Source organism: Paranoxybacillus vitaminiphilus (assembly GCF_003259935.1).
Classification (GTDB): domain Bacteria; phylum Bacillota; class Bacilli; order Bacillales; family Anoxybacillaceae; genus Paranoxybacillus; species Paranoxybacillus vitaminiphilus.
This window is the reverse complement of sequence record NZ_QLMH01000004.1, coordinates 97,240-123,781: the sequence shown is the minus strand read 5'-3', so window position 1 is coordinate 123,781 and position 26,542 is coordinate 97,240. Positions and strand designations below refer to the sequence as shown.

General features: G+C 41.8%; 28 protein-coding genes and 1 pseudogene. 26 read left to right on the top strand and 3 right to left on the bottom strand.

Going from position 1 to position 26,542, the window contains the following annotated elements:
- Window positions 1–230: 230 nt before the first annotated feature.
- From B0I26_RS07110 to B0I26_RS07090, 5 genes are all read left to right on the top strand, one after another.
- The gene (locus B0I26_RS07110; protein ID WP_111644761.1) at window positions 231–854 is read left to right on the top strand and encodes a thymidine kinase; all 624 of its coding nucleotides are present in this window, start codon (window positions 231–233) and stop codon (window positions 852–854) included.
- 76 nt (window positions 855–930) lie between these two features.
- Window positions 931–1,383 carry a hypothetical protein gene (locus tag B0I26_RS07105; protein ID WP_111644760.1) on the top strand — a complete coding sequence of 151 codons (453 nt, stop codon included), beginning with the start codon at window positions 931–933 and terminating at the stop codon, window positions 1,381–1,383.
- A gap of 291 nt (window positions 1,384–1,674) precedes the next feature.
- Entirely contained in the window at window positions 1,675–2,823 is a 1,149-nt protein-coding gene (locus B0I26_RS07100; RefSeq protein ID WP_111644759.1) for an iron-containing alcohol dehydrogenase, read from the top strand.
- A complete protein-coding gene (locus tag B0I26_RS07095; RefSeq protein WP_409991414.1) occupies window positions 2,823–4,481 on the top strand; it encodes a sensor histidine kinase in 1,659 nt (552 codons plus the stop codon). Before B0I26_RS07100 ends, B0I26_RS07095 begins: the two co-directional genes overlap by 1 nt.
- Window positions 4,482–4,505: 24 nt before the next feature.
- A complete protein-coding gene (locus B0I26_RS07090) occupies window positions 4,506–5,966 on the top strand; it encodes a sigma-54-dependent transcriptional regulator (protein WP_111644758.1) in 1,461 nt (486 codons plus the stop codon).
- Between the two features lie 85 nt (window positions 5,967–6,051).
- Here B0I26_RS07090 and adh read toward each other — a convergent pair.
- The 3 genes and pseudogenes from adh to adhP all read right to left on the bottom strand — a co-directional run.
- Window positions 6,052–6,819, bottom strand: a pseudogene (gene adh, locus B0I26_RS07085) (aldehyde dehydrogenase); the annotation flags it as partial.
- Window positions 6,780–6,995, bottom strand: coding sequence for a hypothetical protein (locus B0I26_RS19075; protein ID WP_245934726.1), 216 nt, complete (start codon window positions 6,993–6,995; stop codon window positions 6,780–6,782). The gene B0I26_RS19075 and the pseudogene adh, both read right to left, overlap by 40 nt.
- A gap of 74 nt (window positions 6,996–7,069) precedes the next feature.
- On the bottom strand, window positions 7,070–8,092 hold the full coding sequence (adhP, locus tag B0I26_RS07080) for an alcohol dehydrogenase AdhP (RefSeq protein ID WP_111644757.1): 1,023 nt from the start codon (window positions 8,090–8,092) through the stop codon (window positions 7,070–7,072).
- A 446-nt stretch (window positions 8,093–8,538) separates the two neighbouring features.
- Here adhP and prfA point away from each other — a divergent pair, with 446 nt between their 5' ends.
- From prfA to B0I26_RS06975, 21 genes are all read left to right on the top strand, one after another.
- Entirely contained in the window at window positions 8,539–9,615 is a 1,077-nt protein-coding gene (gene prfA, locus B0I26_RS07075; RefSeq protein WP_111644756.1) for a peptide chain release factor 1, read from the top strand.
- Entirely contained in the window at window positions 9,605–10,492 is an 888-nt protein-coding gene (gene prmC, locus B0I26_RS07070) for a peptide chain release factor N(5)-glutamine methyltransferase (RefSeq protein ID WP_111644755.1), read from the top strand. The genes prfA and prmC overlap by 11 nt, the downstream gene beginning before the upstream one ends.
- Before the next feature lie 158 nt (window positions 10,493–10,650).
- The gene (gene spoIIR / locus B0I26_RS07065) at window positions 10,651–11,373 is read left to right on the top strand and encodes a stage II sporulation protein R (protein ID WP_111644876.1); all 723 of its coding nucleotides are present in this window, start codon (window positions 10,651–10,653) and stop codon (window positions 11,371–11,373) included.
- Between the two features lie 217 nt (window positions 11,374–11,590).
- A complete protein-coding gene (locus B0I26_RS07060) occupies window positions 11,591–12,634 on the top strand; it encodes an L-threonylcarbamoyladenylate synthase (RefSeq protein WP_181502774.1) in 1,044 nt (347 codons plus the stop codon).
- Between the two features lie 61 nt (window positions 12,635–12,695).
- The gene (locus B0I26_RS07055) at window positions 12,696–13,250 is read left to right on the top strand and encodes a manganese efflux pump MntP (RefSeq protein WP_111644753.1); all 555 of its coding nucleotides are present in this window, start codon (window positions 12,696–12,698) and stop codon (window positions 13,248–13,250) included.
- A 210-nt stretch (window positions 13,251–13,460) separates the two neighbouring features.
- The gene (locus B0I26_RS07050; RefSeq protein ID WP_111644752.1) at window positions 13,461–13,895 is read left to right on the top strand and encodes a low molecular weight protein arginine phosphatase; all 435 of its coding nucleotides are present in this window, start codon (window positions 13,461–13,463) and stop codon (window positions 13,893–13,895) included.
- A 67-nt stretch (window positions 13,896–13,962) separates the two neighbouring features.
- Window positions 13,963–15,252, top strand: a complete 1,290-nt coding sequence (locus B0I26_RS07045; RefSeq protein WP_111644751.1) for a methyl-accepting chemotaxis protein — start codon at window positions 13,963–13,965, stop codon at window positions 15,250–15,252.
- A 239-nt stretch (window positions 15,253–15,491) separates the two neighbouring features.
- Window positions 15,492–15,938, top strand: coding sequence for a ribose 5-phosphate isomerase B (gene rpiB, locus B0I26_RS07040; protein ID WP_111644750.1), 447 nt, complete (start codon window positions 15,492–15,494; stop codon window positions 15,936–15,938).
- A gap of 27 nt (window positions 15,939–15,965) precedes the next feature.
- Window positions 15,966–16,541, top strand: a complete 576-nt coding sequence (locus tag B0I26_RS07035; RefSeq protein WP_111644749.1) for a TIGR01440 family protein — start codon at window positions 15,966–15,968, stop codon at window positions 16,539–16,541.
- 94 nt (window positions 16,542–16,635) lie between these two features.
- Window positions 16,636–17,874, top strand: a complete 1,239-nt coding sequence (gene glyA / locus B0I26_RS07030; RefSeq protein ID WP_111644748.1) for a serine hydroxymethyltransferase — start codon at window positions 16,636–16,638, stop codon at window positions 17,872–17,874.
- Window positions 17,875–18,117: 243 nt separating this feature from the next.
- Entirely contained in the window at window positions 18,118–18,747 is a 630-nt protein-coding gene (gene upp / locus B0I26_RS07025) for a uracil phosphoribosyltransferase (protein ID WP_111644747.1), read from the top strand.
- Window positions 18,748–19,072: 325 nt separating this feature from the next.
- Window positions 19,073–19,294: an AtpZ/AtpI family protein gene (locus tag B0I26_RS07020; protein ID WP_111644875.1), complete on the top strand. Its 222-nt coding sequence runs from the start codon at window positions 19,073–19,075 to the stop codon at window positions 19,292–19,294.
- A 4-nt stretch (window positions 19,295–19,298) separates the two neighbouring features.
- Window positions 19,299–19,691: an ATP synthase subunit I gene (locus B0I26_RS07015; RefSeq protein WP_111644746.1), complete on the top strand. Its 393-nt coding sequence runs from the start codon at window positions 19,299–19,301 to the stop codon at window positions 19,689–19,691.
- On the top strand, window positions 19,691–20,401 hold the full coding sequence (gene atpB, locus B0I26_RS07010; RefSeq protein ID WP_111644745.1) for a F0F1 ATP synthase subunit A: 711 nt from the start codon (window positions 19,691–19,693) through the stop codon (window positions 20,399–20,401). Before B0I26_RS07015 ends, atpB begins: the two co-directional genes overlap by 1 nt.
- 55 nt (window positions 20,402–20,456) lie before the next feature.
- Window positions 20,457–20,669, top strand: a complete 213-nt coding sequence (atpE, locus tag B0I26_RS07005) for a F0F1 ATP synthase subunit C (protein ID WP_071460981.1) — start codon at window positions 20,457–20,459, stop codon at window positions 20,667–20,669.
- Window positions 20,670–21,066: 397 nt separating this feature from the next.
- Window positions 21,067–21,582, top strand: a complete 516-nt coding sequence (gene atpF, locus B0I26_RS07000; protein WP_111644874.1) for a F0F1 ATP synthase subunit B — start codon at window positions 21,067–21,069, stop codon at window positions 21,580–21,582.
- A complete protein-coding gene (locus B0I26_RS06995; RefSeq protein ID WP_111644744.1) occupies window positions 21,579–22,115 on the top strand; it encodes a F0F1 ATP synthase subunit delta in 537 nt (178 codons plus the stop codon). The genes atpF and B0I26_RS06995 overlap by 4 nt, the downstream gene beginning before the upstream one ends.
- Before the next feature lie 25 nt (window positions 22,116–22,140).
- Window positions 22,141–23,649 (top strand): F0F1 ATP synthase subunit alpha, encoded by a 1,509-nt coding sequence (gene atpA / locus B0I26_RS06990; protein WP_111644743.1) that lies wholly within the window; start codon window positions 22,141–22,143, stop codon window positions 23,647–23,649.
- 88 nt (window positions 23,650–23,737) lie between these two features.
- Entirely contained in the window at window positions 23,738–24,595 is an 858-nt protein-coding gene (locus tag B0I26_RS06985) for a F0F1 ATP synthase subunit gamma (RefSeq protein ID WP_111644742.1), read from the top strand.
- 48 nt (window positions 24,596–24,643) lie between these two features.
- Entirely contained in the window at window positions 24,644–26,065 is a 1,422-nt protein-coding gene (gene atpD, locus B0I26_RS06980) for a F0F1 ATP synthase subunit beta (protein WP_111644741.1), read from the top strand.
- Window positions 26,066–26,090: 25 nt separating this feature from the next.
- Complete coding sequence (locus tag B0I26_RS06975) at window positions 26,091–26,495, top strand: F0F1 ATP synthase subunit epsilon (RefSeq protein ID WP_111644740.1); 405 nt, start codon at window positions 26,091–26,093, stop codon at window positions 26,493–26,495.
- Window positions 26,496–26,542 lie beyond the last annotated feature (47 nt).

Below are 26,542 nucleotides of genomic sequence, written 5' to 3'. Positions count from 1 at the left end.
CAAGAAGTCGCTTTTTGACTTCGCTCCGGAAGGTTATTTGACCCCGAGCGGCTGGCCGCTGGAGCTAGACAATAAAAAAGCGGAGCCAATTATAAGAAACAGGCAAGTGAATAAAAAGAGCTTGCCTGTTTTTTTACTGACTAGAGCAAAAGATGAACAATAATGGCGGTTATACAGTCGTCAAAACTACCGAATGAGAGAAAAGGACGAAGAAGGGAGAGCCGTCTATTATGTATGTGATGAAGCAATCCGGCTGGCTCGAAGTGATTTGCGGAAGCATGTTCTCCGGAAAATCAGAGGAATTAATTCGCCGTGTCCGTCGGGCGACATTTGCCAAACAGGAAGTGAAAGTATTTAAACCAACCATTGATAACCGTTACAGTGATGAAGCTGTTGTTTCCCATAACGGCACATCCATCATTGCCATTCCTGTTTCTTCGGCTGCAGAAATTTTCCAGTATATTACTGAACAAACGGACATCATTGCGATTGACGAAGTACAATTTTTTGAAAACGACATTATTGAAGTCGTGCAAACATTAGCGAACAAAGGATATCGCGTCATTGTCGCAGGGCTGGATCAAGATTTTCGCGGTGAGCCATTCGGACCTGTTCCTGTGTTGATGGCCATCGCTGAATCTGTCACCAAACTGCAAGCCGTTTGTACGGTATGCGGCTCACCGGCGAGCCGCACTCAACGCCTGATTAATGGCAAGCCTGCTTCGTATTATGATCCCGTTATTTTAGTCGGCGCAAGTGAGTCATATGAACCGCGGTGCCGTCATCACCATGAAGTGCCGGACAAGCCGGTGAGCGCAGTCGATAAAAAAGTAAAAAATGGCGCGATCATGTAAATGGAAGAGATTGTTGGCTAAACGGACAAATACTTTTCATATGGCTGGGCAAGCTAACGGCAGGGAGGCGACAAACATGAGAACCTTACTGCCGTTTTTTGTTTTCATACTTCTTTCAGCATGTGCAGTAAATCCGAATCGTTCAGACTATGAAGCGCAAAGCTTGGATAAAGATGGAACAAAATTAATGACGTATGATAAGGATAACAAAGCTTATCGGCGTTATTTAGAGGAAGATTTTTATAACGATTTTGCCGCTCCGGAAAAAACAAACCAAAATCCAAATTTTATTAGCTTAACGGAAGGAAGTGCAAACAATCGTGCCGATGTGAATCAAATCGCCCAGGCGATTGAAAAGTATACAGACTACAGGCCAGGATCAATTTGGCTTAACGGGCGCGATGCATGGGTAACTGTGCACGCCACAAAAAATGTTTCCCGAAAACAAAGGGAAAAAGATCGCGATAAAATATATAAAACACTTACAAGAGCAATGCCGCGCTATCATATTCATTTGAATATGGATTAGAGCTTGAATCAAAAGTCAAGGGTCAGACCGCACAACACAATATATAGGACATCATGTTGGGTAAATTTATATATTGTGAAACGCATGTGAGGTCAGACCCTTTATGAGACAACCTCTTTTTACTTAGACTCGGTAGATGGTTAAACAGGAAATTTTCATTTGTCTATCGAATAAAGATATCAACGTGAAAGTCTTATTGGATAAAACCTTGTAACATATGGCAGCCTTTTTATCTTAAAGTGAAAGCTTCTGGCATGTGATAATACGATTTTTTCGTTAGGTGGGAAGAAAATGAATATTCATAAATTTGTTATGCCTGAGGTCATTTTCGGAAATGATGCTATTCACCAGGTAGGAGAAAGCTGTCTTAGGCTTGGGGCTACAAATGTATTAATTGTAAGTGACCCCGGTGTTATTGAAGCAGGATGGCTAGATGTTGTCATTAAGAGCTGTAAACAAGCTGGGTTAAAATATACGACATTTTATGATGTAACCATTAATCCAAAAGATAAAGAAGTGGAAAATGGATGTGAAGTATATATCCAAAATGAATGTGATTCAATTATTGGAATTGGCGGGGGAAGTCCTATCGATGTGGCGAAAGCGATTGCCGTTCTTGTAACAAATGGCGGGAGAATTCATGACTATGAAGGAGTTGACAAAATTAAAAATCCTCTCCCTCCGCAAGTAATGATTCCAACAACAGCCGGATCAGGCTCAGAAGTGTCGCAATTTTCAGTCATTGTAGATACAATAGGACAAAAAAAGATGACCATTGTTTCAAAATCGCTTGTTCCTGACATTGCAATTGTCGATCCGAAAACATTGTCAACCAAAAGTGCTCATTTAACCGCTTCAACAGGATTAGATGTTTTAACGCACGGAATTGAAGCATACGTAAGTTTGGCTGCGACTCCGTTAACGGATGTTCAAGCAAAAAATGCCATTTCTTTAGTAGCGCAATATTTACGTCCTTCGGTAGCGTCAAAAATAAATAGGGAAGCTAAGACAAATATGGCGATGGCAAGTTTGCAAGCCGGCCTTGCTTTTTCTAATGCCATTTTAGGGGCTGTACACGCCATGTCGCATGCAGTAGGCGGGAAGTATCCAATCCTTCACGGTGACGTAAACTCCATATTACTTCCACATGTAATGGAATATAACCTTCTAGCAAATCCGAAAAAATTTGCCGATATTGCTCTTTTCCTTGGCATTGATATTCGCGGCATGTCTGATATGGAAGCAGGGAAAAAAGCAATTGAATACGTAAAGCATCTAACAGTGGATATTGGAGCTCCCCAGCGACTATCCGATATTGGTTTAGAGAAAGAGGAAATACGAAACATGAGCTTAATTGCCTTACATGATGCCTGCATGATTACAAATCCTCGGGATGTAACGGTGGAAGATATTGAAGAAATATTTAGAAAGGCATGGTAATGATGGGGATTAACGAACGGCAAAAAATAATTAATCTTCTAACAGGTGTTCAATCTTCTAAAAAAAGTTATTATACAGAATTAAAAAAGATGGTTGTGGAGTTAAAAAAGAAGAATATGCAGTTAGAAATTATAAATGATGTAACAAAAAGTTTTAACATCGATATGTCAATGGATGAAATGTTAAAAAACATTTTTGATAAATTAAAAGAAATTTTCCCGCTAGAAAGGATTAGTTTATCTTTATATGAAAATGAAAAATTGATTTTAACCAATGTTTATCCGGCCCATTCATTATATTTCCCAATCGGCTTTGCTTTGCCAAAGGAAAATTCTCTTTATTGGCAAGTGATTCAGTCACTAAAAAAGGTTTTTTATCAGGTACAGGCCGAAAAAGATTCCTATATTGAAAATAAAGTTTATGAAGAGTTGGGGATTCAAAGTGTGTTGTTAATCCCTCTCGTCAGCAAGGGAAAAGTCATTGGGGTGTTAAGTATAGGCAGTAAAGAGGTTATCGAATATGACGAGGCCGATCGTTCTTTTTTCCAGCAGCTTTGTGATCAATTGGCTGTTTGTATTGAAAATGCCAGACTTTATAATGAGGTACTCACAAGTAAAAAAGAGTGGGAAGAGACTTTTCGGGCCGTTTCGGAAATGATATTGGTTGTTGATTTGCAAGGAAATATTTTACGCTATAATGACGCGGCGAAAGAATTTTTTCAATTCGATTTGCAGAAACGTGCGAGAGAAAACATTCATCAATTGCTATCAATGGACATCAATGAAAGTCCTATAATAGAAAATCTTCAAACGAAAAAACCTGTTCATCGGCAAATTCATATCCAGCAACGAGTATGTGAACTTCATTCATATCCTGTGTTTAACGAGAGTCAAAGCATGTATGCCGTCATTATTTATATCAACGACATCACAGAGAAATGCCAGATTGAAGCTCAATTATTGCAATCCGGGAAACTAGCGGCAATTGGCGAGATGGCAGCGGGAATCGCCCATGAATTGAATAATCCGTTAACTGCTATTCTCGGAAACGCGCAACTATTGTTACGATCTGCTTCAAAAGATGACCGCTCGTATAAACTTCTGTCAGATATTTATTTGTGCGGGAAACGATGCAAAATCATCATTCAAAATTTATTGACCTTTTCGCGGCAAGATGAATACATGTTTGAAGATTGCTCTGTCAATGAGGCGGTTGAGCAAGTATTGGGATTAGTAGGTGATCAAATCAAAAAGCAGAACATTATGATTCAAAAAAAATTGGATGATTCGGTTGAATTCATTGAAGGGAATGTTCAGCAAATTGGACAAATTATTTTAAACCTTTTAATCAATGCAAAAGATGCACTTGAAGATATGGATATCCCAAAAAAAGTGATAACAATTGAAACGAGGTCAATATTAGAAAATGAAAAACGTTGGGTCCTTCTTTCTGTCAAAGATAACGGAAAAGGAATAGGCGAACAACATTTACAAGAAATTTTCAATCCGTTTTTTACGACAAAGCGGCCGGGAAAAGGGACTGGACTTGGACTATCCGTCAGTTTAGGAATAGCAGAAGCCCACGGTGGAACGATTGAGGTGATAAGCGAACTTGGAAAGGGAAGTGAGTTTATATTAAAACTTCCAGTCAAGCAATAACGGTAAATGGGATGGGGGAAATTTATGGCGAATATTTTAGTGATTGATGATGAACGGGAAGTAGGAACTTTCTTTCTACATTTATTAGAAGGGAAGGGTTATCACGTAAAACTCGGATTTAATGGAAAAGATTTTTTAAGACTAATAAAAGAACACCGATTTGATCTTGCGTTAATTGACGTAAAATTACCGGACATAAATGGTTTGAACCTATTAAAACAATTGAAAACCGTATTGCCATCTTGTAAAGCGATTATTATGACTGGCTATAGTACGGTGAAAACAGCAGTCGAAGCGATTAAATATGGCGCAAGCGATTATATTGAAAAACCATTTGACGATATTGATGAATTAGAAAGATTAATAGAAGGGTTGTTAGACAGTCATTCAACATCATCGCAAAATGATATGTACAGGTTGGCAGAAACACTTGGTTTGATTGTAGGCAAAAACAAAGAGATGAATGATTTAATCAAACTAGCCTACAAAATTGCGAAAAAAAATGTCAATGTGCTGATTGAAGGAGAGACAGGTACAGGAAAAGAAGTACTCGCACATTTTATCCATAATGCGAGTATGCGCTATGATCAACCTTTTATCGGAATCAATTGTGGTGCCGTTTCTGAAACCCTTTTGGAAAGCGAGTTGTTTGGCCATGAGAAAGGTGCGTTTACAGGAGCTGTGAAAGAAAAAAAGGGAATTTTTGAAATAGCCAACAGAGGAACTTTATTTTTGGATGAAATTGGAGAAGCATCGCTTTCCACTCAAGTAAAATTGCTGAGGGTGTTGGAAACAGGAGAGTATATTCGGGTAGGTGGCGAGACGATCCGAAGAACAAATACGCGGATCATTGCTGCTTCTCATGTCAATCTTGCTCAAGCTGTAGCTGAAAAAACATTTAGGGAGGACTTATTGTATCGGTTAGACGTGGTGAAATTAACGATTCCTCCGCTAAGAGAACGAATAGAGGATTTGCCGCTTTTCATCGAATGTTTTTTGAAAAAATTGAATTCGAATTTATCTTTTTCCGACGACACGATTTTGCAAATGAAACAATATCATTGGCCGGGAAATGTGCGGGAACTTTTTAATGTGGTGAAGCGGGCGGTGACTTTGGCAGAAGGAGAAACAACAATCATCACTCCTCATTTCTTGCCTGAAAAATTGAAAACGGAAAGGACATCTCCGTCACAGAAATTATTTTCCGTTAGTAAAAATACTGAAGATGACATAGATGATTTAGAACATTATCTGCACGAATGGACAAGCTATATTCTTTCATTATGGAAAGAGAATAAGAGAGTTGACCTTGAACAAGTGTTATCATTGGTCAAAGATTTAGAAAAACAGATAGGAAGGTCTTTTGTGATGAAAACGTTAAAGGAAACAGTAGGAAATAGGAAAGAAGCAGCGGAACGATTGAATATCACCATTCGTAAACTTAGATATTTATTAAAAGAAAAAGGGGCTGACTCAAAAGGATAAATCACTTTTGAGATTCAGTCCCTTTTTGTTGGTTAGTTTCAACTTCAGAAGTACTTGTTTCGTCAATTCTTCACGTTTCTTTATTTTAGAAAAATCCTTGTGCATTTGGATTATAACTGACTAGTATATTTTTTGTTTGTTGATAATGGGTTAGCATCATTTGATGGGTTTCACGGCCTATACCGGACATTTTATAACCGCCAAAAGCTGCGTGGGCAGGGTAAGCGTGATAACAATTCGTCCAGACTCTACCGGCTTGAATGCCTCTGCCAAAGCGGTAGGCAAGATTAATATTTCTTGTCCAGACTCCGGCGCCTAAGCCATATAAAGTATCATTGGCAATTTCCAATGCTTCCTTTTCATCCTTAAAGGTTGTTACAGATACAACAGGACCAAAAATTTCTTCTTGGAAGATTCTCATTTTATTATGACCTTTAAACACGGTAGGTTTGATATAATACCCATTTTCGAATCCTTCGATAATATTTTTTTCACCGCCAATGAGACATTCGGCCCCTTCTTGTTTACCGATATCAATATAAGAAAGAATTTTTTCCATTTGTTCGGATGATGCCTGTGCACCCATCATGGTTTCGGTGTCTAACGGATTACCCGTTTTAATCTTCTTTACCCGTTCAATCGCTCGTTCCATGAAAGTGTCATAAATTGATTCATGGATGAGAGCCCTTGAAGGACATGTACAAACTTCTCCTTGATTTAAAGCGAACATCACAAAACCTTCAATTGCTTTATCTAAAAATTCGTCGTCCTTATCCATGACATCCGCAAAAAAGATATTTGGAGATTTTCCGCCTAGTTCAAGTGTGACTGGAATAATATTTTGAGAAGCATATCAATATCTTCAGCCTGCGAGCGGGCAACTTCACAAAACACCTCGCCAGTCACAGGAGTAATGTTTTCAAAATATTGGCCGGCAACCGGTGGAACCCACTCTCCGTTAATATAATTGTCGTACCTCTTTTTAAATTGTACTTTCGCATTCTTTTCTCCCGGCTGGCTGTATATCATGTTTTATACCTCCTATATTTCTTTAGCATATGTTGCGTGGGAGCGGCCGGAAATGACCGCATCCCATGAACGAATTATTTTGTTCCATTCATTGTCAATACAACCCGGCCATTGATTTGCCCCTTTTCCATTCTTTCGAATACTTCATTAATAGAATCTAATGGAGCCGTTTCCACGATAGGGCGGACTTTTCCTCTTGCAGCGAAGTCTAAAGCTTCTTGCATATCTTTTCTCGTACCAACGATGGAGCCTTTTACAGTCACTCCGTTTAATACGGTATTAAAAATAGGAATCGGCAAATCATCATGAGGCAATCCGACAACAACTAGCGTTCCACCCCGTTTTACAGATTGATAAGCTTGTTCAAATGCCTTTTTTGTTACCGCGACGCTAATCGCTGCTTGTACGCCGCCAACTTTTTTCTGAATCGTTTCTACCGGATCTTCTTTTAACCCGTTAATCGCGATGTCAGCACCTAAATTTTTTGCGAGCTCCATTTTTTCGTCACTGATATCAACAGCAACAACATTTAACCCCATCGCTTTAGCATATTGAAGCGCTATATGCCCTAAACCGCCGATTCCGTAAATAGCTACCCATTCGCCAGGTTTTGCATTCGAAACTTTTAATGCTTTGTATGTTGTCACCCCGGCACAAAGAATAGGTGCAACTTCAACCGGATCTAAATTTTCTGGAATTCTGGCAACATAATTAGCGGGTGCTTTACAATATTCAGCATATCCGCCGTCTACGGAATATCCCCCGTTTAATTGATGTGGACAAAGTGTTTCTTGTCCGCTCAAGCAATATTCACATTCACCACAAGCGGAATATAACCAAGGGATGCCGACGCGATCGCCTACTTTTATCGATTTGACTCCTTCGGCCACTTCCACAACAATTCCTACCCCTTCATGTCCAGGAATTAATGGAAGTTTCGGCTTTACAGGCCAATCTCCGTGTGCGGCATGCAAGTCTGTATGGCAGACGCCGCACGCCTCGATTTTGACAAGTACTTCGCCATACTCTAGTTTAGGTTTCTCTACTTCTTTAATTTCAAGTTTTTGTTTAAACTCGTTGACAACAGCTGCTTTCATTCTCCCAATCCCCTTTCAATTAGTTTCATAAAATTTAAAATGCAAAAAGTGTGCCAAAGTGAAAATATATAAATTCAGACTGAAAAATCGACATAAATAAAGCGTTTAGGTTTGGGCAAAAGAGCCGTTAAGAATTTTATATATGTAGGAAAACCAATCTACATTTATGATAGTAAAATGCGTATTTCGTTCATTTTTGTGCCAAAATTTCGGCAAATTTTTACGAATAGTTGGTATTTTTCTCGTAAAATTGGCACGTCCTATCGCGAATGATTTTACTATCCATGTAGAAGCACAGCATTCTTGTTGGTATAATTTTTCTATCCTTGCGCTTGAACAGGAACACGATACTCTATTGCTTCTATATTGTTAATCACTTTGCCGTTTTATAAAACATATAGTATAATTTAAAATTAGACTGTGTATGGAAATTCGAGGTGAATAACGTGTTTGATCGTCTTCAAGCTGTAGAAGAACGTTACGAAAAGCTAAATCAATTATTAATGGATCCGGAAGTGATTAACGATCCGAAAAAATTGCGTGATTATTCGAAGGAGCAGTCCGATTTAGAGGAAACGGTGCAAACATATAGAGAGTACAAATCGGTCCGCCAGCAGTTAGCTGATGCGAAAGCGATGCTGGAAGAGAAGCTTGATCCGGAAATGCGCGAAATGGTGAAAGAAGAAATCAGCGAGCTTGAGCGCCGTGAAGAAGAGCTTGTCGAGAAACTAAAAATTCTTCTTTTGCCAAAGGATCCGAACGATGATAAAAACGTCATTATGGAGATTCGCGGTGCGGCTGGCGGTGAAGAAGCGGCGTTGTTTGCCGGCGACCTGTATCGCATGTATACGCGCTATGCCGAGTCACAAGGCTGGAAAACGGAAGTGATTGAAGCACATCCAACAGGGCTTGGCGGATATAAAGAAATTATTTTTATGATTAACGGTAAAGGGGCTTACTCTAAGCTGAAGTTTGAAAACGGCGCCCATCGCGTGCAGCGCGTTCCGGAGACAGAGTCTGGCGGACGCATTCATACATCGACGGCAACGGTTGCCTGCCTGCCGGAAATGGAAGAGATTGAAATTGAAATTAACGAAAAAGATATCCGCGTCGATACGTTTGCTTCGAGCGGCCCGGGCGGACAAAGCGTAAACACGACGATGTCAGCCGTCCGCTTAACACATATTCCTACGGGAATCGTCGTTTCCTGCCAAGATGAAAAATCGCAAATTAAAAACAAGGAAAAAGCGATGAAAGTATTGCGTGCCCGCATTTATGATAAATATCAGCAAGAAGCGCGCGCTGAATACGACCAAACGCGCAAACAGGCGGTTGGGACAGGTGATCGTTCCGAGCGCATTCGCACCTATAACTTCCCGCAAAACCGCGTCACCGACCATCGCATCGGTTTAACGATTCAAAAGCTTGACCAAGTGTTGGAAGGCAAGCTTGATGAAATTATTGATGCGCTTATTTTAGATGACCAATCAAAAAAATTGGAGCAGGCAAACAATGAGCAATAAAATTTATGAAGTCCTGAACTGGGCTTCTTCTTTTTTAAAAGAAAACGGCAAAGAGGAAAATGTTGCGGAGTTATTGCTGCGCCATCATTTAAACATGACGCGCGCGCAGCTGTTTGCTCATTTACGCGATGAAATCGGGGACAAGATAAAGCAAGCGTTCATCGCCGATTTGCAAAAGCATGTATACGAACATGTGCCTGTACAATATTTAACCGGCTGTGAGGAGTTTTACGGGCGTTCCTTTTTGGTCAACAAAGAAGTGCTCATTCCCCGTCCGGAGACGGAAGAGTTAGTAGCAGGTGTGTTGAGAAGAATCAAGAAGCTGTTTCCGGAACATGACATGCTTGATGTCGTTGACGTTGGAACGGGAAGCGGTGCGATTGCGATTACGCTCGCGCTTGAGAATAAGGCGCTGCGTGTCAGCACGATTGATATTGCCCCTGAGTCGATACAAGTAGCGAAAGAAAATGCCAGTCGTCTCGGAGCGGAAGTGGAATTTATATGCGGGGACTTGCTGCAGCCGTTCATTCAAACAGGCCGCAAAGTCGATATTGTTGTTTCGAATCCGCCTTATATTCCCGAAAGCGACATCGCGTTTCTTTCTCCGGTTGTAAAAAATCATGAGCCTCTTAGAGCACTTGTTGGGGGAAAAGATGGGCTTGATTTTTATCGCCGCTTTATGAGCGAATTGCCGCTCGTTGTAAAGGAACGCGCTTTAATCGCATTCGAAGTCGGTGTTGGGCAGGCGGAAGCCGTTGCGGGGTTGCTGCGGGAAACGTTTCGCGGGGCGATGGTTGAAATTGTTTATGATATGAACGGAAAAGACCGGATGGTATATGCGGAACTTTTAGATAAGAGCTGGTCCAAAAATGTCTGATCTCATGCGAGCTTTATCATATCGTGCTGTGGGATCTGGCGTTTTGCTTTAGGACCAGCCTCTTTATTTTTAGATTGCTAGAAATTTTTTTAAGTTCATAGTTTAAGATTCATCACCGCTGTCCAAAATGGTTAGTGAAAGGACGGTGCGAATCAATGATGAAGCGAAAGGCGATTATTTTTTTATATATATTGCTGCTGATGATTGGAGCGTTGGTCAATATTTATGGCCGGCAGACGAACGCGGGAGAAAACGAGGCGGTCGTTATACCGGATGAAGCGATACGCTTAAGAATATTAGCGAACAGCGATTCGGCGCAAGACCAGGAATTGAAACGAAAGGTGCGCGATGCAGTTAATAAGGAAATGAACAAATGGGTTGCCGATTTAACTTCTTTTGCTGAGGCAAAGAAAGTCATTCAAAGCCGTATCGACGATATTGAGCATATTGTTGCTGCTGTGCTAAAGGAAGAAAACAGCAGACAAACATATAAAGTGGAGTTTGGGAAAGTAAACTTTCCGACGAAGCTTTATGGCAACTATATTTATCCGGCTGGCCAATATGAAGCGATTTTAATTACTCTTGGTAAAGGTGAAGGAGCAAACTGGTGGTGTGTATTATTCCCGCCGTTATGTTTTCTTGATTTTTCAAATGGTGAAGCGGTGAAAAAACAAGGTCAGGATTCAAAACAAGAAATAGAAATGGAGCCTCTAAAAACGAGCAAACAAGATCAGGATCCGAATCAAGAAATGGCCGCTCCAAAAACGGCAGGACCTTCTGATTTACAGGTTCAGAAACCTGAATTTGTCGTAGAAGAAAAGGCGGGAAAAGTCGAAGTGAAGTTTTTTGTCGGTGAATTACTGAAGAGTATCATTCCATAGTTTTCGGAATTTTTTGTGGATAACCTTTATTGTTTTGTTGAGATCTCCATATTATCCACATAGTTATCCACTAAATCACAAGTTTTATCCACATTTTGTGGATAAAACTTGTGTTATATACAGGCTTCTTTTATACTTTTTACATAATATCTTGTCATTCTCTTGATAGACTCGTATTTTTTACTATATAACATATGTAACATTTGAGGTGGATAAAGTGGAGACAAAAATTTGGGTTGTGGATAATATTGAGGATAAATCACAATTTTATCCACAGATTTCACAGGCTGCGGAATTGCTGCGAGCGAATGAAATTGTTGCCTTCCCGACAGAGACGGTATACGGATTGGGGGCGAACGCTACAGATTCAGCTGCGGTGGAGAAAATTTTTATCGCGAAAGGCCGTCCGAGCGACAATCCGTTGATTGTTCATATCGCTCAGCTGCAACAGCTTGAGGAAATTGCGACAGATATTCCAGATTTTGCTTACAAATTAATGGAACGTTTTTGGCCAGGACCATTAACGCTTGTACTGAAGGCAAAAGGAAAGATTTCTGAAAAGGTAACGGCAGGGCTTCCGACTGTTGCGGTGCGCATGCCGAATCATCCGGTTGCTTTAGCATTGATTGAAGAATGTTGTCTGCCGCTTGCTGCACCAAGCGCCAATTTATCCGGCCGTCCAAGCCCGACAACAGCAAAGCATGTTTATGATGATTTAAACGGGCGTATTGCCGGCATTGTTGACGGAGGGGAAACAGGCATTGGTGTGGAATCGACGGTGTTAGACTGCACAGAAAAGATCCCTGTAATTTTGCGTCCAGGCGGTGTTACGAAAGAAGAAATTGAACAGGTGATCGGCAAGGTGCGTATCGATGCGGCTCTTGAAGACGAAACAGCGGCTCCGAAATCGCCGGGGATGAAATATACACACTATGCTCCAAAGTCTCCTTTGATCATCGTCGAAGGAAGCCGCATTTTTTTACAGCGCCTTGTTGATGAACGGCGAAAAAGCGGTGTGAAAGTCGGTGTATTGACAACAGAGGAAAATAAAGATTTTTATCATGCAGACGTTGTTCTTCCGTGCGGCCGGCGTGGAGACTTGCATACTGTCGCAGCGCATCTGTATCAAGTATTAAGACATTTTGATGAAACGGATGTGGAACTCATTTATAGTGAAAGTTTTCCGGCAGAAGGAATTGGTGCAGCGGTTATGAATCGGCTAAAAAAAGCTGCTGGATATCAGCTGATAAGTGAAAAATAGTCTTCTAAACTTCTTCGGACATGCATATGTTGGCAATAAGGCAGGTCCGAGGAGGGGAACCATGGAAACATTAATCGGTGAGTTCATTACATTATGCATGATGGCGTTTGCTTTGGGAATGGATGCCTTTTCGGTAGGATTGGGAATGGGGCTTATTCGTTTGCGCTTCAAGCAAATTTTTTATATAGGGTTGACGATTGGACTGTTTCATATTTTTATGCCTTTATTTGGCTTATGGCTCGGTCGCTTTTTATCGCAGCAGTTCGGCGCAATCGCTTCCTACATCGGCGGGCTTTTGCTTTTGATTTTAGGAGGGCAAATGATTGTTTCTTCTTTTAAGAAGGACGATGAGCCGTTTATTTCTCCCTTAGGAATCGGCTTGCTTTTTTTTGCCTTAAGCGTCAGTTTAGATAGTTTTTCGGTTGGACTCAGTCTTGGAATTTATGGCGCACGCACGGTGCTGACGATTATGCTGTTTGGATTATTCAGCATGATGCTTACATGGACCGGTCTTTTGCTCGGCCGCAGATTTCAGCAATGGCTTGGAGTGTACAGCGAGGTACTGGGAGGAAGCATTCTTTTTGCATTCGGGATGAAATTATTATGTCCTTTTTAGGGGCTGATCCATAAGTGTCTGACCTCATCGTGTTTTTATCTTATATATTATCGTTGAGGGGCTGACACTTACTTTTGGATCAGCCTCTTTTCATATGCCACTATATTTAGCAGGAAAATTCCGTTATAATAATAATTAATAACATTGTATGGAGCTACTCGCGCTTTTGCAAGATAAATGATGTTTGTCTGTACATAAGGAGTGTTTATGATGGCGAATCATATTTTGTTTGTTTGCACAGGAAATACGTGCCGAAGCCCCATGGCTGAAGCATTATTAAAAAATAAAAATCTTCCTGACATCGAAGTAAAGTCAGCAGGGATTTTTGCGATGGATGGCAGCGATGCCTCAGAACATGCGAAAACAGTATTAGCTGAGAAAGGGGTGGAATGTGTCCATCAATCTTCGATGTTAACGAAAGAGCATGTGGAGTGGGCGACATATATTTTAACAATGACGGAAGGACATAAACAACATGTGATAAGCCGCTTTCCAGAGGCGCAAAATAAAACATTTACATTAAAAGAATTTGTCTTGGGAGAAAGTGGGGATATATCCGATCCTTTTGGCGGCTCTGTAGAGATGTATCGTCAAACGCGGGAAGAGTTAGAACAGCTAATTGAACAGCTTGCTAATAAGCTCTAAAAGGCGATTGGGCGATTGTTAGGAAAAATAGGACAAGCATACCAACATATATAGGGGGAGTTCGGGGATGCAGGAAAAAAAGAGGTATGGCTTCAGCCTGCGATTAAAACTTGTTGTGTTTACGACTGTGTTAGCGACAGTTACTTATTCTACCAGTGCCTTTTTCATTTATTATTTATATGATTTTGTTTCACATCTTGTCAATGAACACGTTTTTACGATTGTCACCTTATTGCTAGGCATTTTTTGGTCAGGATTGTTAGCGTATTTTGCGGCAAGCTTTATTACGAAGCCGTTAAAGCAGCTTGAACAAGCGGCCATTAAAGCGGCAAACGGGCAAATTAATGAAGATGTACCCGTTTCAAAATCCGATGATGAAATTCGTTCGTTAGGCCTGGCTTTTAACGAAATGCTCCGCAATTTGCGCGCGATTGTCAAAAATATTGAAGAAAACTTTGAACATACAAATCAAAAAGTCATGGAAATTACGAAAGCTTCCAGCATGGCAGCTGAGCAGTCGGAAAACATCGCCCGCACGATTGAAGAAATTTCTAAGGGAGCTGACAATTCAGCCGTATCGATGCAGACGACAGCCGAATCAGTAGATGATGTATTGCGAATCGCCAATCAAGTACAGGAAAAAGCGCAGCAGTCCGAACAATTGTCGATTGAGATGGTTGAAACATTAGATGCAAGCAAACAAGTCATTCATTCACTTGTTACAGGCATTCAAAACTTAGCGAAAAATAATCAGGCTTCGTTACAGTCCGTCCGCCGTTTGGAGCAGCATGCAAAAGAAGTAGAAAATATTATCTCGCTTGTCGGGGATATTGCCGGGCAAACGAATTTACTAGCCTTAAACGCTTCGATTGAAGCAGCGCGTGCCGGGGAGCATGGCAAGGGGTTTGCTGTTGTTGCTGAAGAAGTGCGCAAACTGGCAGATGAAAGCGCGAAGGCAGTGCAAGGAATTTCAGAGCTGATTCAAAATATTCAACAGGAAGTCATCCGTGTTGTTGCGCAAATTAATGAGCAAGTGAAATTAGCCAACGAGGAAGCGGCGAAAGGCAGTGACACAAATCATGCGATTTCTGAGATGACGCATTCGATTCATGAAGTTGCTGATGCAGTCAAACAAATTGCTGAACTTGTTGAACAGCAAATGGAGCATATTGAGCGCACTTCCATCCAGTCGCAAGAGGTGGCGGCGATTGCTGAAGAAACATCGGCAGGGGCGCTTGAAGTGACAACGGCAACTCAAGAACAAACGGCAATGATTAATAATGTCAATGAACTTGCAAAACAGCTGGCAGAGCAGGCTGAAAAATTAAAACACACGATTGAACGTTTTTCATTGTAATGGGCTTCCATGAACCATTATTAGCGGCAGAACATGATTTTTCAATAGAGAAAAGAATCAGAAGCTGAGGGGATAAAATAAACAACAAATGCTGAAATTAATGAAAACGCCGCCTTCTATCATATGAACCTCTCCCACCTGCACGCTGTTTAGAGGTGGGAGACTTCTCGGTGAACATATTAAAATTGAGAAGAAAGGCGGCTTTTTGTGCAGCGATATCTACTAAGGAGGGAAACTGAATGAAAGTAGCCATTGCTTCCGACCATGGCGGGGTAAATATTCGTAAAGAAATAAAAAAGCTGATGGACGAAATGGGAATTGAGTATATTGATTTAGGCTGTGAATGCGGTACATCTGTCGATTATCCGGATTATGCGATTCCTGTAGCGGAAAAGGTAGCTCGAGGTGAAGTGGACCGCGGCATTTTAATTTGCGGCACAGGTATTGGCATGAGTATTGCTGCTAACAAAGTCAAAGGGGTTCGTTGCGCTCTCGTTCATGATGTATTCAGTGCAAGAGCGACGCGCGAACATAACGACAGCAATGTATTGGCGATGGGAGAGCGTGTCATTGGCCCGGGATTAGCCCGGGAAATTGCAAAAGTATGGCTCACAACGAAATATGAAGGCGGTCGTCACGAAAACCGCTTAAATAAAATTAAAAAGTACGAAGAAGAAAATTTGTAAATTGTTTTGTTTGAGGGGGAATGGAGAATGTCCGCTGATTTACAACAATGGAAGCAGCAATGGCAAACGATTTTACAAGAGTTTCGTAAGCAAGTTCCCCTCTCTCCCGAGCAAATTGTTGTTATCGGCTGCAGCACGAGCGAAGTGATCGGTCAAAAGATTGGCACAGCCGGCACAACGGAAGTGGCGGAAATGCTGTTTCATGAATTGAAAAAGCTGCAAGACGAAACAGGGGTACAGCTCGCTTTTCAGTGTTGTGAGCATCTTAACCGCGCTTTAGTGGTAGAAAGGAAAACAGCCGTTGAGAATAAGCTGGAGATTGTCTCGGTCGTTCCGGTGCGCTCAGCGGGAGGTGCGATGGCTGAGTATGCGTACCAACATTTGCAGGATCCTGTTGTTGTTGAGTTTATTAAGGCGGATGCAGGCATTGACATCGGCGATACGCTCATTGGGATGCATTTGAAGCATGTCGCTGTACCGGTTCGTACATCATTGAAACAAGTTGGACATGCCCATATTACATTGGCAAAGACAAGACCGAAATTAATCGGTGGCGCGAGAGCCGTTTATTCCTTAGAAAAACCGAATATATCATGCGATTAGTAACAATTTTGTTCACTTTTTCTTTTAAAAAACGGTAAAAAGCTGTTAAAATAAAAAGGAATATTCGAATATTTCTAAAAAGGGGGAGCTGGCGATGAATTACTTGCCACAGCAAGATCCGCAAGTTTTTCAAGCAATTCAAAATGAATTAAAAAGACAGCAAACAAAAATTGAGTTAATTGCTTCTGAAAACTTTGTCAGCCGTGCCGTCATGGAAGCACAAGGTTCTGTATTAACAAACAAATATGCAGAAGGATATCCAGGCCGCCGCTATTATGGTGGTTGCGAACATGTTGATGTCGTGGAAGAGTTGGCGCGTGAACGGGCGAAGCAGTTGTTTGGCGCAGAACATGCAAACGTTCAGCCGCATTCCGGAGCTCAAGCGAACATGGCTGTTTATTTTACTGTTCTTGAGCACGGGGATACAGTGCTTGGCATGAATTTGTCCCACGGCGGCCACTTAACACATGGAAGCCCGGTGAACTTCAGTGGTATTCAATATAACTTCGTTGAATATGGGGTAGACCCGGAAACGCATACGATTAATTATGATGAAGTGTTGGAAAAGGCACGCTTACATAAACCGAAATTAATTGTAGCTGGTGCGAGCGCATATCCTCGCGTCATTGACTTTAAACGTTTCCGCGAAATCGCCGATGAAGTTGGCGCTTATTTAATGGTCGATATGGCGCATATCGCAGGTCTTGTTGCGGCAGGTCTTCATCCTAACCCTGTGCCTTATGCGCATTTTGTCACGACGACAACGCACAAAACATTGCGCGGACCGCGCGGCGGCATGATTCTTTGCAAAGAGGAATTTGCAAAGCAAATTGACAAGGCCATCTTCCCGGGTATTCAAGGCGGGCCGTTAATGCATGTCATTGCGGCAAAAGCGGTGGCTCTTGGCGAAGCGTTGCAAGATAGCTTTAAAACATATGCACAAAACATTGTGAACAATGCAAAACGTTTAGCAGAATCGTTAATGAAAGAAGGCTTTACGCTTGTTTCCGGCGGCACGGACAACCATTTATTATTAATCGATTTACGTTCATTAAATTTAACAGGTAAAGTCGCGGAAAAAGTGCTTGATGAAGTTGGGATCACTGTAAACAAAAATACAATTCCATACGACCCGGAAAGCCCGTTTGTTACAAGCGGCATTCGTATCGGAACAGCAGCTGTAACAAGCCGCGGCTTCGGGCTTGAAGAAATGGACGAAATCGCTAGCATCATCGCTTTAACTTTGAAAAACATCGACAACGAAGAAAAACTGGAAGAAGCAAAAAAACGCGTCGCTGCCCTCACGGAGAAATTTCCTCTTTATGGGGTCTGACCCCCGATGCGTTAAAGTGTTAAAGAGTCTGTCTCATAAGTGTCTGACCTTATGCATTAGCTTTGCTTGTTGAGAGTAATGTAAGCTATATGGTGATAGGTTTTTCTGACGCTTGGCTGTTGAGACAGCCTCTTTTTTTTTACAATTTTTTGCGATTTTCGACACGATTGTTGAACAAGTTTTTCTTTTTCGGTAGAATTTAATGAAGTGTAAATTGTGTAAATTGAAAAAAGGAGAGATACGATGGGCAAAGTGTACGTTTTTGATCATCCACTCATTCAGCATAAACTTACATATATTCGTGACAAGCAAACGGGAACAAAGGAATTTCGCGAGCTTGTAGAAGAAGTAGCGACTTTAATGGCATTTGAAATTACGCGTGACCTGCCTCTTGAAGAAGTGGAAATCGAAACGCCGGTCAGCAAAGCAAAATCAAAAGTGATTGCTGGAAAGAAACTTGGCATTATCCCGATTTTGCGAGCAGGTATTGGCATGGTAGACGGGATTTTAAAACTGATTCCAGCTGCAAAAGTAGGACATATCGGTTTATATCGCGACCCGGAAACATTAAAACCGGTTGAGTATTATGTAAAATTGCCGACAGATGTCGAAGAGCGCGATTTTATCGTGGTTGACCCGATGCTGGCAACAGGGGGCTCCGCCGTGGAAGCGATCAATTCTTTGAAAAAACGCGGGGCAAAAAACATTAAGTTTATGTGTTTAATTGCCGCTCCCGAAGGAGTAGAAGCAGTCAAACAAGCTCATCCTGACGTTGATATTTATATTGCAGCATTAGATGAAAAATTAAATGACCACGGTTATATTGTTCCGGGTCTCGGTGATGCGGGCGACCGCCTATTTGGTACAAAATAATCCCCATCGTTGCTCGCCTCTCTTGCATAGAGAGCTTTACTGCAGCTAGTTAGGAACGCTAAGCGTCAAAAGGCGCTTGGCGTTTTTTATGCAATAAGAGGGAAAATATTATAACAATAAGGGAAGAAAGATCAATTCATAAATTGTGACAAATTATTAACAATTAGAGTAGATTATTACTTTTTTCATAGTAAATACATTGACATTGACGGGTCCCTATTGTATGCTTACAAGGGGTAATCATGATAGGGTTTTCATAGCGTTGGAGAATCGTTTTTATTCTTCTGATTTTTCAGGAAATAGATTAAGTGAGGATTATGAGCTTATGCGCCAAAATCAACGCCATCCCCTTCAAGCAATCGGCTTGATGTCCGCAATTGCATCACAGTTGGTCGGTTCGATTTTAGTCGGCATATTCGGCGGCAGATGGATCGATCGGCAATTTGATACGGAGCCTCTCTTTTTAATTATTGGTTTACTGCTTGGACTTGCTACAGGTGTATATGCCATGTTACGAACAGTTCGTCAATATTTTTCAGGAGACTAAGTTCATGGAAGAACTTCAGCAAATGTTTCACAGGCAGCGAAAATACATATTTTATTTGCTATCCGTTTATACAGTAGGCTGGGGTTTTACGCAATATAAAACGATATTTTTAAGCTTGATTGTTGGTACGGCCATCAGCTTTTACGGGCTATGGATATTGGCAAGAAAGGCGAACCGTTTCGGACAGGCAGTTATTGAAGGAAAAAAAGTCAGCTCCCTTGGTACATTTTCACGCATGGCTGCGGCAGGGTTGGCGGTGTTGATTGTGATGCGCTATCCTCATTATTTCTCAATGATTCCAATGGTATTTGGGTTAATGACATCTTATTTTGTCATTATAATAGATTATTTTTTGCAAAAAATACGCAAAAGCGGTGGGAAGAGAGGTGAGTACTAGTGCATCACGGAGCTCCAACAGCTGAATTTTTAGGACTTACTTTCAACTTAGCTAATATTTTAATGATTACTGTCACATCTGTCATTGTCTTTATCATTGCTGTTTTGGCAACCCGCAACTTGTCTATGAAACCGACGGGGATGCAAAACTTCCTAGAATGGGTCATGGACTTTGTGAAAAATATCATCAAAAGCAACATGGACTGGAAAACAGGCGGACGCTTCCACGTGCTTGGACTGACATTAATCATGTACATTTTCGTAGCAAACATGCTTGGTCTTCCGTTTTCTGTTGTGATTGACGGAGAACTATGGTGGAAGTCGCCGACAGCTGATCCAGTTGTCACATTAACGCTTGCTACAATGGTTGTAGCACTATCCCACTACTATGGCATTAAACTGCATGGCTTTGGTCATTATGCTAAAGGTTTCGTTACTCCGATGTGGTTCTTATTCCCGCTTAAAATTATCGAAGAATTCGCTAACACATTAACGCTTGGTCTGCGTCTTTACGGTAACATTTTCGCAGGTGAAATTTTATTAGGCCTGCTTGCAGGCGGTTTAGCGACAGGTGTTGGCGGAACAATTGCAGCAATCATTCCGACGATTGCATGGCAAGGCTTCAGTATTTTCGTTGGTGCGATCCAAGCATTTATTTTCACAATGTTAACAATGGTTTATATGGCGCACAAAGTGAGTCATGACCATTAATTTATAAAACAAATCCAATAATTTCAATAAATATTTTAAAGGAGGACTTTTAATCATGGGTTTATTAGCAGCTGCAATTGCTATCGGTTTAGCTGCACTTGGTGCAGGTATTGGTAACGGTTTAATCGTATCTCGTACAGTTGAAGGTATCGCTCGTCAGCCAGAAGCTCGCGGTATGCTTCAAACAACAATGTTTATCGGGGTTGCGTTAGTAGAGGCGATTCCGATCATCGCGGTAGTTATCGCATTCATGGTTTTAGGTCGATAATTGTACAAGCGCCGCGCTTTGCTTATCGCGCAGCAACATGCTGTCTGTATGGTCAAGCTAGGCGCTTGGCAGGATGACCTAAAAATTTTATATGGTGATGAACAAAAATCGTTCAACAATGGCGAAGATCATTCCATGAGAACCTTCGCCATTCCTTTATGTTCATAATGGAATTAACACAAGAAACAAACCACGAAATCTTGTGACTTAGTGAATAGGTTGAATTAGCCAAACCTTTTTGAAACCAAGCCGATTCATCTAGCAACAGGGTAAGAATCTGTAGGTTAATGACAGAAGAAACTCTTGAGCACATTAGAATTTGCAGCGATTCAGTTCGCGTAAAACTAACTTGAAGTGAAGGCGACTCTTGAAGGGAGTGAAACGAGCGGTGTTAAACATGTTTGTATTAGGCGCTGGAGCTGCACATAGCGGATTCAACGGCGGCGATATTCTTTTCCAATTAATCATGTTTTTAATTTTGTTAGCATTGCTCCGTAAATATGCGTTTGGTCCATTGATGGGCGTCATGAAACAACGCGAAGAGCATATCGCTAATGAAATTGAGCAGGCAGAAAAGCATCATCAAGAAGCGAAAAAGCTTGCAGAAGAGCAACGCGAACTTATGAAAAAATCTCGTCAAGAAGCACAAGAATTAATTGAAAACGCCCGCAAACTTGGTGAAGAGCAAAAAGAACAAATCATTGCGGCAGCTCGTGCAGAAGCAGAGCGCTTAAAAGAGGCTGCGAAAAAAGAAATCGAGCAGGAGAAAGAGCAAGCTGTTGCTGCATTGCGTCAGCAAGTCGCATCTTTATCTGTGTTAATTGCCTCTAAAGTAATTGAAAAAGAGTTAACTGAGCAAGATCAAGCGAAGCTGATTCAAGAGTATATTCAAGAGGTAGGAGAAGGGCGATGAATAAAGAAGTCGTAGCAAAACGATATGCCTTGGCTCTTTTTCAAATTGCGAAAGAAAAACAGCTGCTTGATCAATTGGAAGAAGAAATTCGTGTTGTGCAGCAAGTATTTGCAGAAAACAAACAATTCGTCGATGTATTAAAACATCCTAAGTTAGCGGTGCAAAAGAAGAAAGCGTTGTTACAAGAAATATTCGCGTCTTTATCAACGCCTCTATTAAATACATTGATGATTTTGCTTGACCGTCATCGCATTGAAATCGTTCCAGAGCTTACAAACGAATTTATTGCTCTTGCAAACGAAGAACGCGGTGTTGCCGAAGCAACGGTTTATTCTGTTCGCCCGTTAACAGAAGACGAAAAGCAAGCGCTCTCTGAAACTTTTGCGAAGAAAATCGGCAAAGCCACGCTCCGCATTAACAACGTCATTGATCCGAGCTTAATCGGTGGTGTGAAGCTTCGCATCGGGTATCGCATTTATGACGGCAGCGTCAGCGGAAAATTAGAAAGACTAGAGCGTCAATTAATTGGCTAAAGATTTGTAGATAGGGGTGAAATGCATGAGCATCAAAGCTGAAGAAATTAGCGCGCTGATAAAAAAGCAAATTGAAAACTATCAGTCTGAAATCCAAATGAGCGATGTTGGTACAGTTATCCAAATCGGTGACGGTATCGCTCGTGCTCATGGCCTCGACAATGTTATGTCCGGGGAGCTTGTTGAGTTTGCAAATGGTGTCATGGGTATGGCATTGAACCTTGAAGAAAACAACGTTGGTATCGTTATTTTAGGACCATACACAGGTATTAAAGAAGGCGACGAAGTTCGTCGTACTGGCCGCATCATGGAAGTTCCTGTCGGCGAAGCGTTAATCGGTCGTGTTGTAAACCCATTAGGACAGCCTGTTGACGGTTTAGGCCCAATTGAAACAACAGAAACTCGTCCAATCGAAAGCCCGGCTCCTGGTGTAATGGATCGTAAATCTGTACATGAGCCATTACAAACAGGTATTAAGGCGATTGACGCGCTTGTGCCAATCGGTCGCGGTCAGCGTGAGTTAATTATCGGAGACCGTCAAACTGGTAAAACATCTGTTGCGATTGACACGATTATTAACCAAAAAGATCAAAACATGATTTGTATCTACGTGGCAATCGGACAAAAAGAATCAACGGTTCGTAACGTAGTAGAAACATTGCGCAAACACGGTGCATTAGATTACACAATCGTTGTAACAGCTTCTGCGTCACAACCAGCTCCATTGCTATTCTTAGCTCCATATGCTGGGGTAACAATGGGTGAATACTTCATGTATAAAGGGCAGCACGTGCTTGTTGTATACGATGACTTATCTAAACAAGCAGCTGCTTACCGTGAGCTTTCTCTATTATTACGTCGTCCACCAGGCCGTGAAGCATATCCAGGTGACGTTTTCTACTTGCACTCTCGTCTTTTAGAGCGCGCGGCAAAATTAAGCGACGCAAAAGGCGCTGGTTCATTAACGGCGTTACCATTCGTTGAAACACAAGCAGGTGACATCTCTGCTTACATTCCAACGAACGTCATCTCAATTACGGACGGACAAATTTTCTTGCAATCTGACTTATTCTTCTCTGGCGTACGTCCAGCGATTAACGCAGGTCTTTCTGTATCACGCGTTGGTGGTGCAGCACAAATCAAAGCGATGAAAAAAGTAGCAGGTATGCTTCGTCTTGACTTAGCGGCATACCGTGAACTTGAAGCGTTCGCTCAATTCGGTTCTGACCTTGATAAAGCAACACAAGCGAAACTTGCTCGCGGTGCTCGTACAGTAGAGGTGTTAAAACAAGGCTTACATGAGCCGCTTCCAGTTGAAAAACAAGTTGCGATTCTTTATGCGTTAACGCGCGGATTCTTAGATGACATCCCGGTTGAAGATATCCGCCGTTTCGAAAAAGAGTTTTATCAATGGTTAGATCACAATCGCAAAGACTTGCTTGACCATATTCGTACAACAAAAGATCTTCCAAACGAAGAAGACTTTAACAACGCAATTAAAGAATTCAAGAAAACGTTCGTTGTTTCTGAGTAAAACAGCATAGGAACAGAAGGGGCACTTCTTCTGTTCCGCTTCTCCTTTACGTGAAAATAGATTCAGCGCAAAAAGGTGGTGAAAACCTTTGGCATCATTACGTGATATAAAAACGAGAATTAACGCAACAAAGAAAACGAGCCAAATCACAAAAGCGATGGAAATGGTTTCTGCTTCTAAGTTAAACCGCGCTGAAAACAATGCGAAATCATTCGTTCCTTACATGGAAAAAATTCAAGATGTTGTTGCGAGCGTCGCGCTTGGAAGCTCTAACGCCAACCATCCAATGTTAGTGAAACGCCCGGTGAAAAAGACAGGCTATTTAGTTATCACATCTGATCGCGGCTTAGCTGGTGCATATAACAGCAACGTTCTCCGCACAGTTTACCAGACGATTCAAAAACGGCATAAATCAACGGATGAATATGCAGTAATCGCGATTGGCCGTATCGGATTAAGCTTTTTCACGAAGCGCAATATTCCGGTTGTATTAAATATTACAGGGCTGCCTGATCAGCCGTCATTCGCGGATATTAAGCGAATCGCCAATCAAACGGTGAACATGTTTGCCGATGGCACGTTTGATGAGTTGTATATGTATTACAACCATTATGTAAGCGCGATTCAACAAGATGTAACGGAGAAAAAACTGTTGCCGTTAACAGACTTGGCAGCAAACAAAAAGTTAACTTCTTATGAATTTGAGCCTTCACAAGAAGAAATTTTAGAAGTGCTCTTGCCGCAATATGCGGAAAGTTTAATTTACGGTGCGTTATTAGATGCGAAGGCAAGTGAGCATGCAGCTCGTATGACAGCGATGAAAAACGCAACAGACAACGCAAAAGAGCTTATTCGCACGCTTACGCTTTCATACAACCGCGCTCGTCAAGCAGCCATTACACAGGAAATTACGGAAATCGTTGCAGGAGCGAATGCGTTGCAATAGTGATAGCTGCATAATTTGTTTTTTACTAGCAAGTTAGGAGGGAAAACGATGGCAAAAGGACGCGTTCTTCAAGTTATGGGTCCAGTTGTAGACGTTAAGTTCGAAAACGGACATCTTCCTGCGATTTACAACGCCCTTAAAATCCAACATAAAGCGCGCAACGAAAACGAAGTCGATGTTGACTTAACATTAGAAGTTGCCCTTCACCTTGGTGATGATACAGTTCGTACAATCGCGATGGCATCTACGGACGGATTAATTCGTGGCATGGAAGTAATCGACACAGGTGCGCCAATTTCCGTTCCAGTAGGTGAAGTAACACTTGGCCGTGTATTTAACGTATTAGGTGAACCAATCGATTTAGGTGAGGAAATTCCAGCTGACGCACGTCGCGACTCCATCCATAAGCCAGCACCTAAGTTCGAGGAACTTTCAACACAAGTTGAAATTCTTGAAACAGGTATTAAAGTAGTAGACCTTCTTGCGCCATACATTAAAGGTGGAAAAATCGGTCTATTCGGTGGTGCGGGTGTAGGTAAAACCGTTCTTATCCAAGAGCTTATTAACAACATCGCTCAAGAGCACGGTGGTATCTCTGTATTCGCGGGTGTAGGTGAACGTACTCGTGAAGGTAACGACCTTTACCATGAAATGAAAGATTCCGGCGTCATTAATAAAACAGCGATGGTATTCGGACAAATGAACGAGCCACCTGGAGCACGTATGCGCGTTGCGTTAACAGGTTTGACAATGGCGGAATACTTCCGTGATGAGCAAGGACAAGACGTGTTGTTCTTCATCGATAACATTTTCCGCTTCACGCAAGCAGGTTCTGAGGTGTCTGCGTTATTAGGACGCATGCCGTCTGCGGTAGGTTACCAACCAACACTTGCGACAGAAATGGGTCAATTGCAAGAACGTATCACATCAACAGCGGTAGGTTCGGTAACATCAATCCAAGCAATTTACGTACCAGCGGACGACTATACTGACCCAGCTCCGGCAACAACGTTCGCGCACTTAGACGCAACAACAAACTTAGAGCGTAAATTAGCAGAGATGGGTATTTACCCTGCGGTAGACCCACTTGCATCTACTTCTCGTGCGCTTTCACCGGAAATCGTTGGTGAAGAACATTACCAAGTTGCACGTAAAGTACAACAAACTTTACAACGTTATAAAGAATTGCAAGATATCATTGCGATTCTTGGTATGGATGAGCTTTCTGATGAAGACAAACTTGTCGTACATCGCGCTCGTCGTATTCAATTCTTCTTATCACAAAACTTCCACGTTGCGGAGCAATTTACAGGTCAACCTGGTTCTTATGTGCCTATTAAGGAAACAGTTCGCGGCTTCAAAGAAATTCTTGAAGGTAAATATGACCATCTTCCTGAAGATGCGTTCCGTCTAGTTGGACGCATTGAAGAAGTCGTTGAAAAAGCGAAGCAAATGGGCGTAGAAGTTTAATTTTGGGACCTGGGAGGTATTTTAAATGAAGACGATTAAAGTCAGTGTAGTTACTCCTGATGGCCCAGTGTATGAAGCAGATGTAGAAATGGTAAGCGCGAAAGCACAAAGCGGTGAACTTGGCATTTTGCCGGGGCACATTCCGATGGTCGCTCCGCTGCAAATCGGAGCAGTACGCTTAAAAAAAGGAGGCAACACTGAATTAGTTGCAGTGAGCGGAGGCTTCCTTGAAGTTCGCCCAGATCAAGTGACCATTTTAGCGCAAGCAGCAGAAAAAGCAGAGGACATCGATGTCGAGCGCGCAAAAGCTGCGAAAGAGCGCGCTGAGCGACGTTTACAAAGCAAACAAGAAGACATCGATCTCAGACGTGCAGAGCTTGCATTACAACGCGCAATCAACCGCTTAAACGTTGCCGGTAAACGCGGCTAATCATATGGATGATAAGGACAGGGGAATTTCATATTCTCCTGTTCTTT

Coding starts and splice junctions, on each gene's coding strand:
- B0I26_RS07110 (WP_111644761.1), top strand. CDS start 231: ATGTATGTGATGAAGCAATCCGGCTGGCTCGAAGTGATTTGCGGAAGC.
- B0I26_RS07105 (WP_111644760.1), top strand. CDS start 931: ATGAGAACCTTACTGCCGTTTTTTGTTTTCATACTTCTTTCAGCATGT.
- B0I26_RS07100 (WP_111644759.1), top strand. CDS start 1,675: ATGAATATTCATAAATTTGTTATGCCTGAGGTCATTTTCGGAAATGAT.
- B0I26_RS07095 (WP_409991414.1), top strand. CDS start 2,823: ATGATGGGGATTAACGAACGGCAAAAAATAATTAATCTTCTAACAGGT.
- B0I26_RS07090 (WP_111644758.1), top strand. CDS start 4,506: ATGGCGAATATTTTAGTGATTGATGATGAACGGGAAGTAGGAACTTTC.
- B0I26_RS19075 (WP_245934726.1), bottom strand. CDS start 6,995: ATGATATACAGCCAGCCGGGAGAAAAGAATGCGAAAGTACAATTTAAA.
- adhP (WP_111644757.1), bottom strand. CDS start 8,092: ATGAAAGCAGCTGTTGTCAACGAGTTTAAACAAAAACTTGAAATTAAA.
- prmC (WP_111644755.1), top strand. CDS start 9,605: ATGAGCAATAAAATTTATGAAGTCCTGAACTGGGCTTCTTCTTTTTTA.
- spoIIR (WP_111644876.1), top strand. CDS start 10,651: ATGAAGCGAAAGGCGATTATTTTTTTATATATATTGCTGCTGATGATT.
- B0I26_RS07055 (WP_111644753.1), top strand. CDS start 12,696: ATGGAAACATTAATCGGTGAGTTCATTACATTATGCATGATGGCGTTT.
- B0I26_RS07050 (WP_111644752.1), top strand. CDS start 13,461: ATGGCGAATCATATTTTGTTTGTTTGCACAGGAAATACGTGCCGAAGC.
- B0I26_RS07045 (WP_111644751.1), top strand. CDS start 13,963: ATGCAGGAAAAAAAGAGGTATGGCTTCAGCCTGCGATTAAAACTTGTT.
- rpiB (WP_111644750.1), top strand. CDS start 15,492: ATGAAAGTAGCCATTGCTTCCGACCATGGCGGGGTAAATATTCGTAAA.
- B0I26_RS07035 (WP_111644749.1), top strand. CDS start 15,966: ATGTCCGCTGATTTACAACAATGGAAGCAGCAATGGCAAACGATTTTA.
- glyA (WP_111644748.1), top strand. CDS start 16,636: ATGAATTACTTGCCACAGCAAGATCCGCAAGTTTTTCAAGCAATTCAA.
- upp (WP_111644747.1), top strand. CDS start 18,118: ATGGGCAAAGTGTACGTTTTTGATCATCCACTCATTCAGCATAAACTT.
- B0I26_RS07020 (WP_111644875.1), top strand. CDS start 19,073: ATGCGCCAAAATCAACGCCATCCCCTTCAAGCAATCGGCTTGATGTCC.
- B0I26_RS07015 (WP_111644746.1), top strand. CDS start 19,299: ATGGAAGAACTTCAGCAAATGTTTCACAGGCAGCGAAAATACATATTT.
- atpE (WP_071460981.1), top strand. CDS start 20,457: ATGGGTTTATTAGCAGCTGCAATTGCTATCGGTTTAGCTGCACTTGGT.
- atpF (WP_111644874.1), top strand. CDS start 21,067: ATGTTTGTATTAGGCGCTGGAGCTGCACATAGCGGATTCAACGGCGGC.
- B0I26_RS06995 (WP_111644744.1), top strand. CDS start 21,579: ATGAATAAAGAAGTCGTAGCAAAACGATATGCCTTGGCTCTTTTTCAA.
- atpA (WP_111644743.1), top strand. CDS start 22,141: ATGAGCATCAAAGCTGAAGAAATTAGCGCGCTGATAAAAAAGCAAATT.
- atpD (WP_111644741.1), top strand. CDS start 24,644: ATGGCAAAAGGACGCGTTCTTCAAGTTATGGGTCCAGTTGTAGACGTT.
- B0I26_RS06975 (WP_111644740.1), top strand. CDS start 26,091: ATGAAGACGATTAAAGTCAGTGTAGTTACTCCTGATGGCCCAGTGTAT.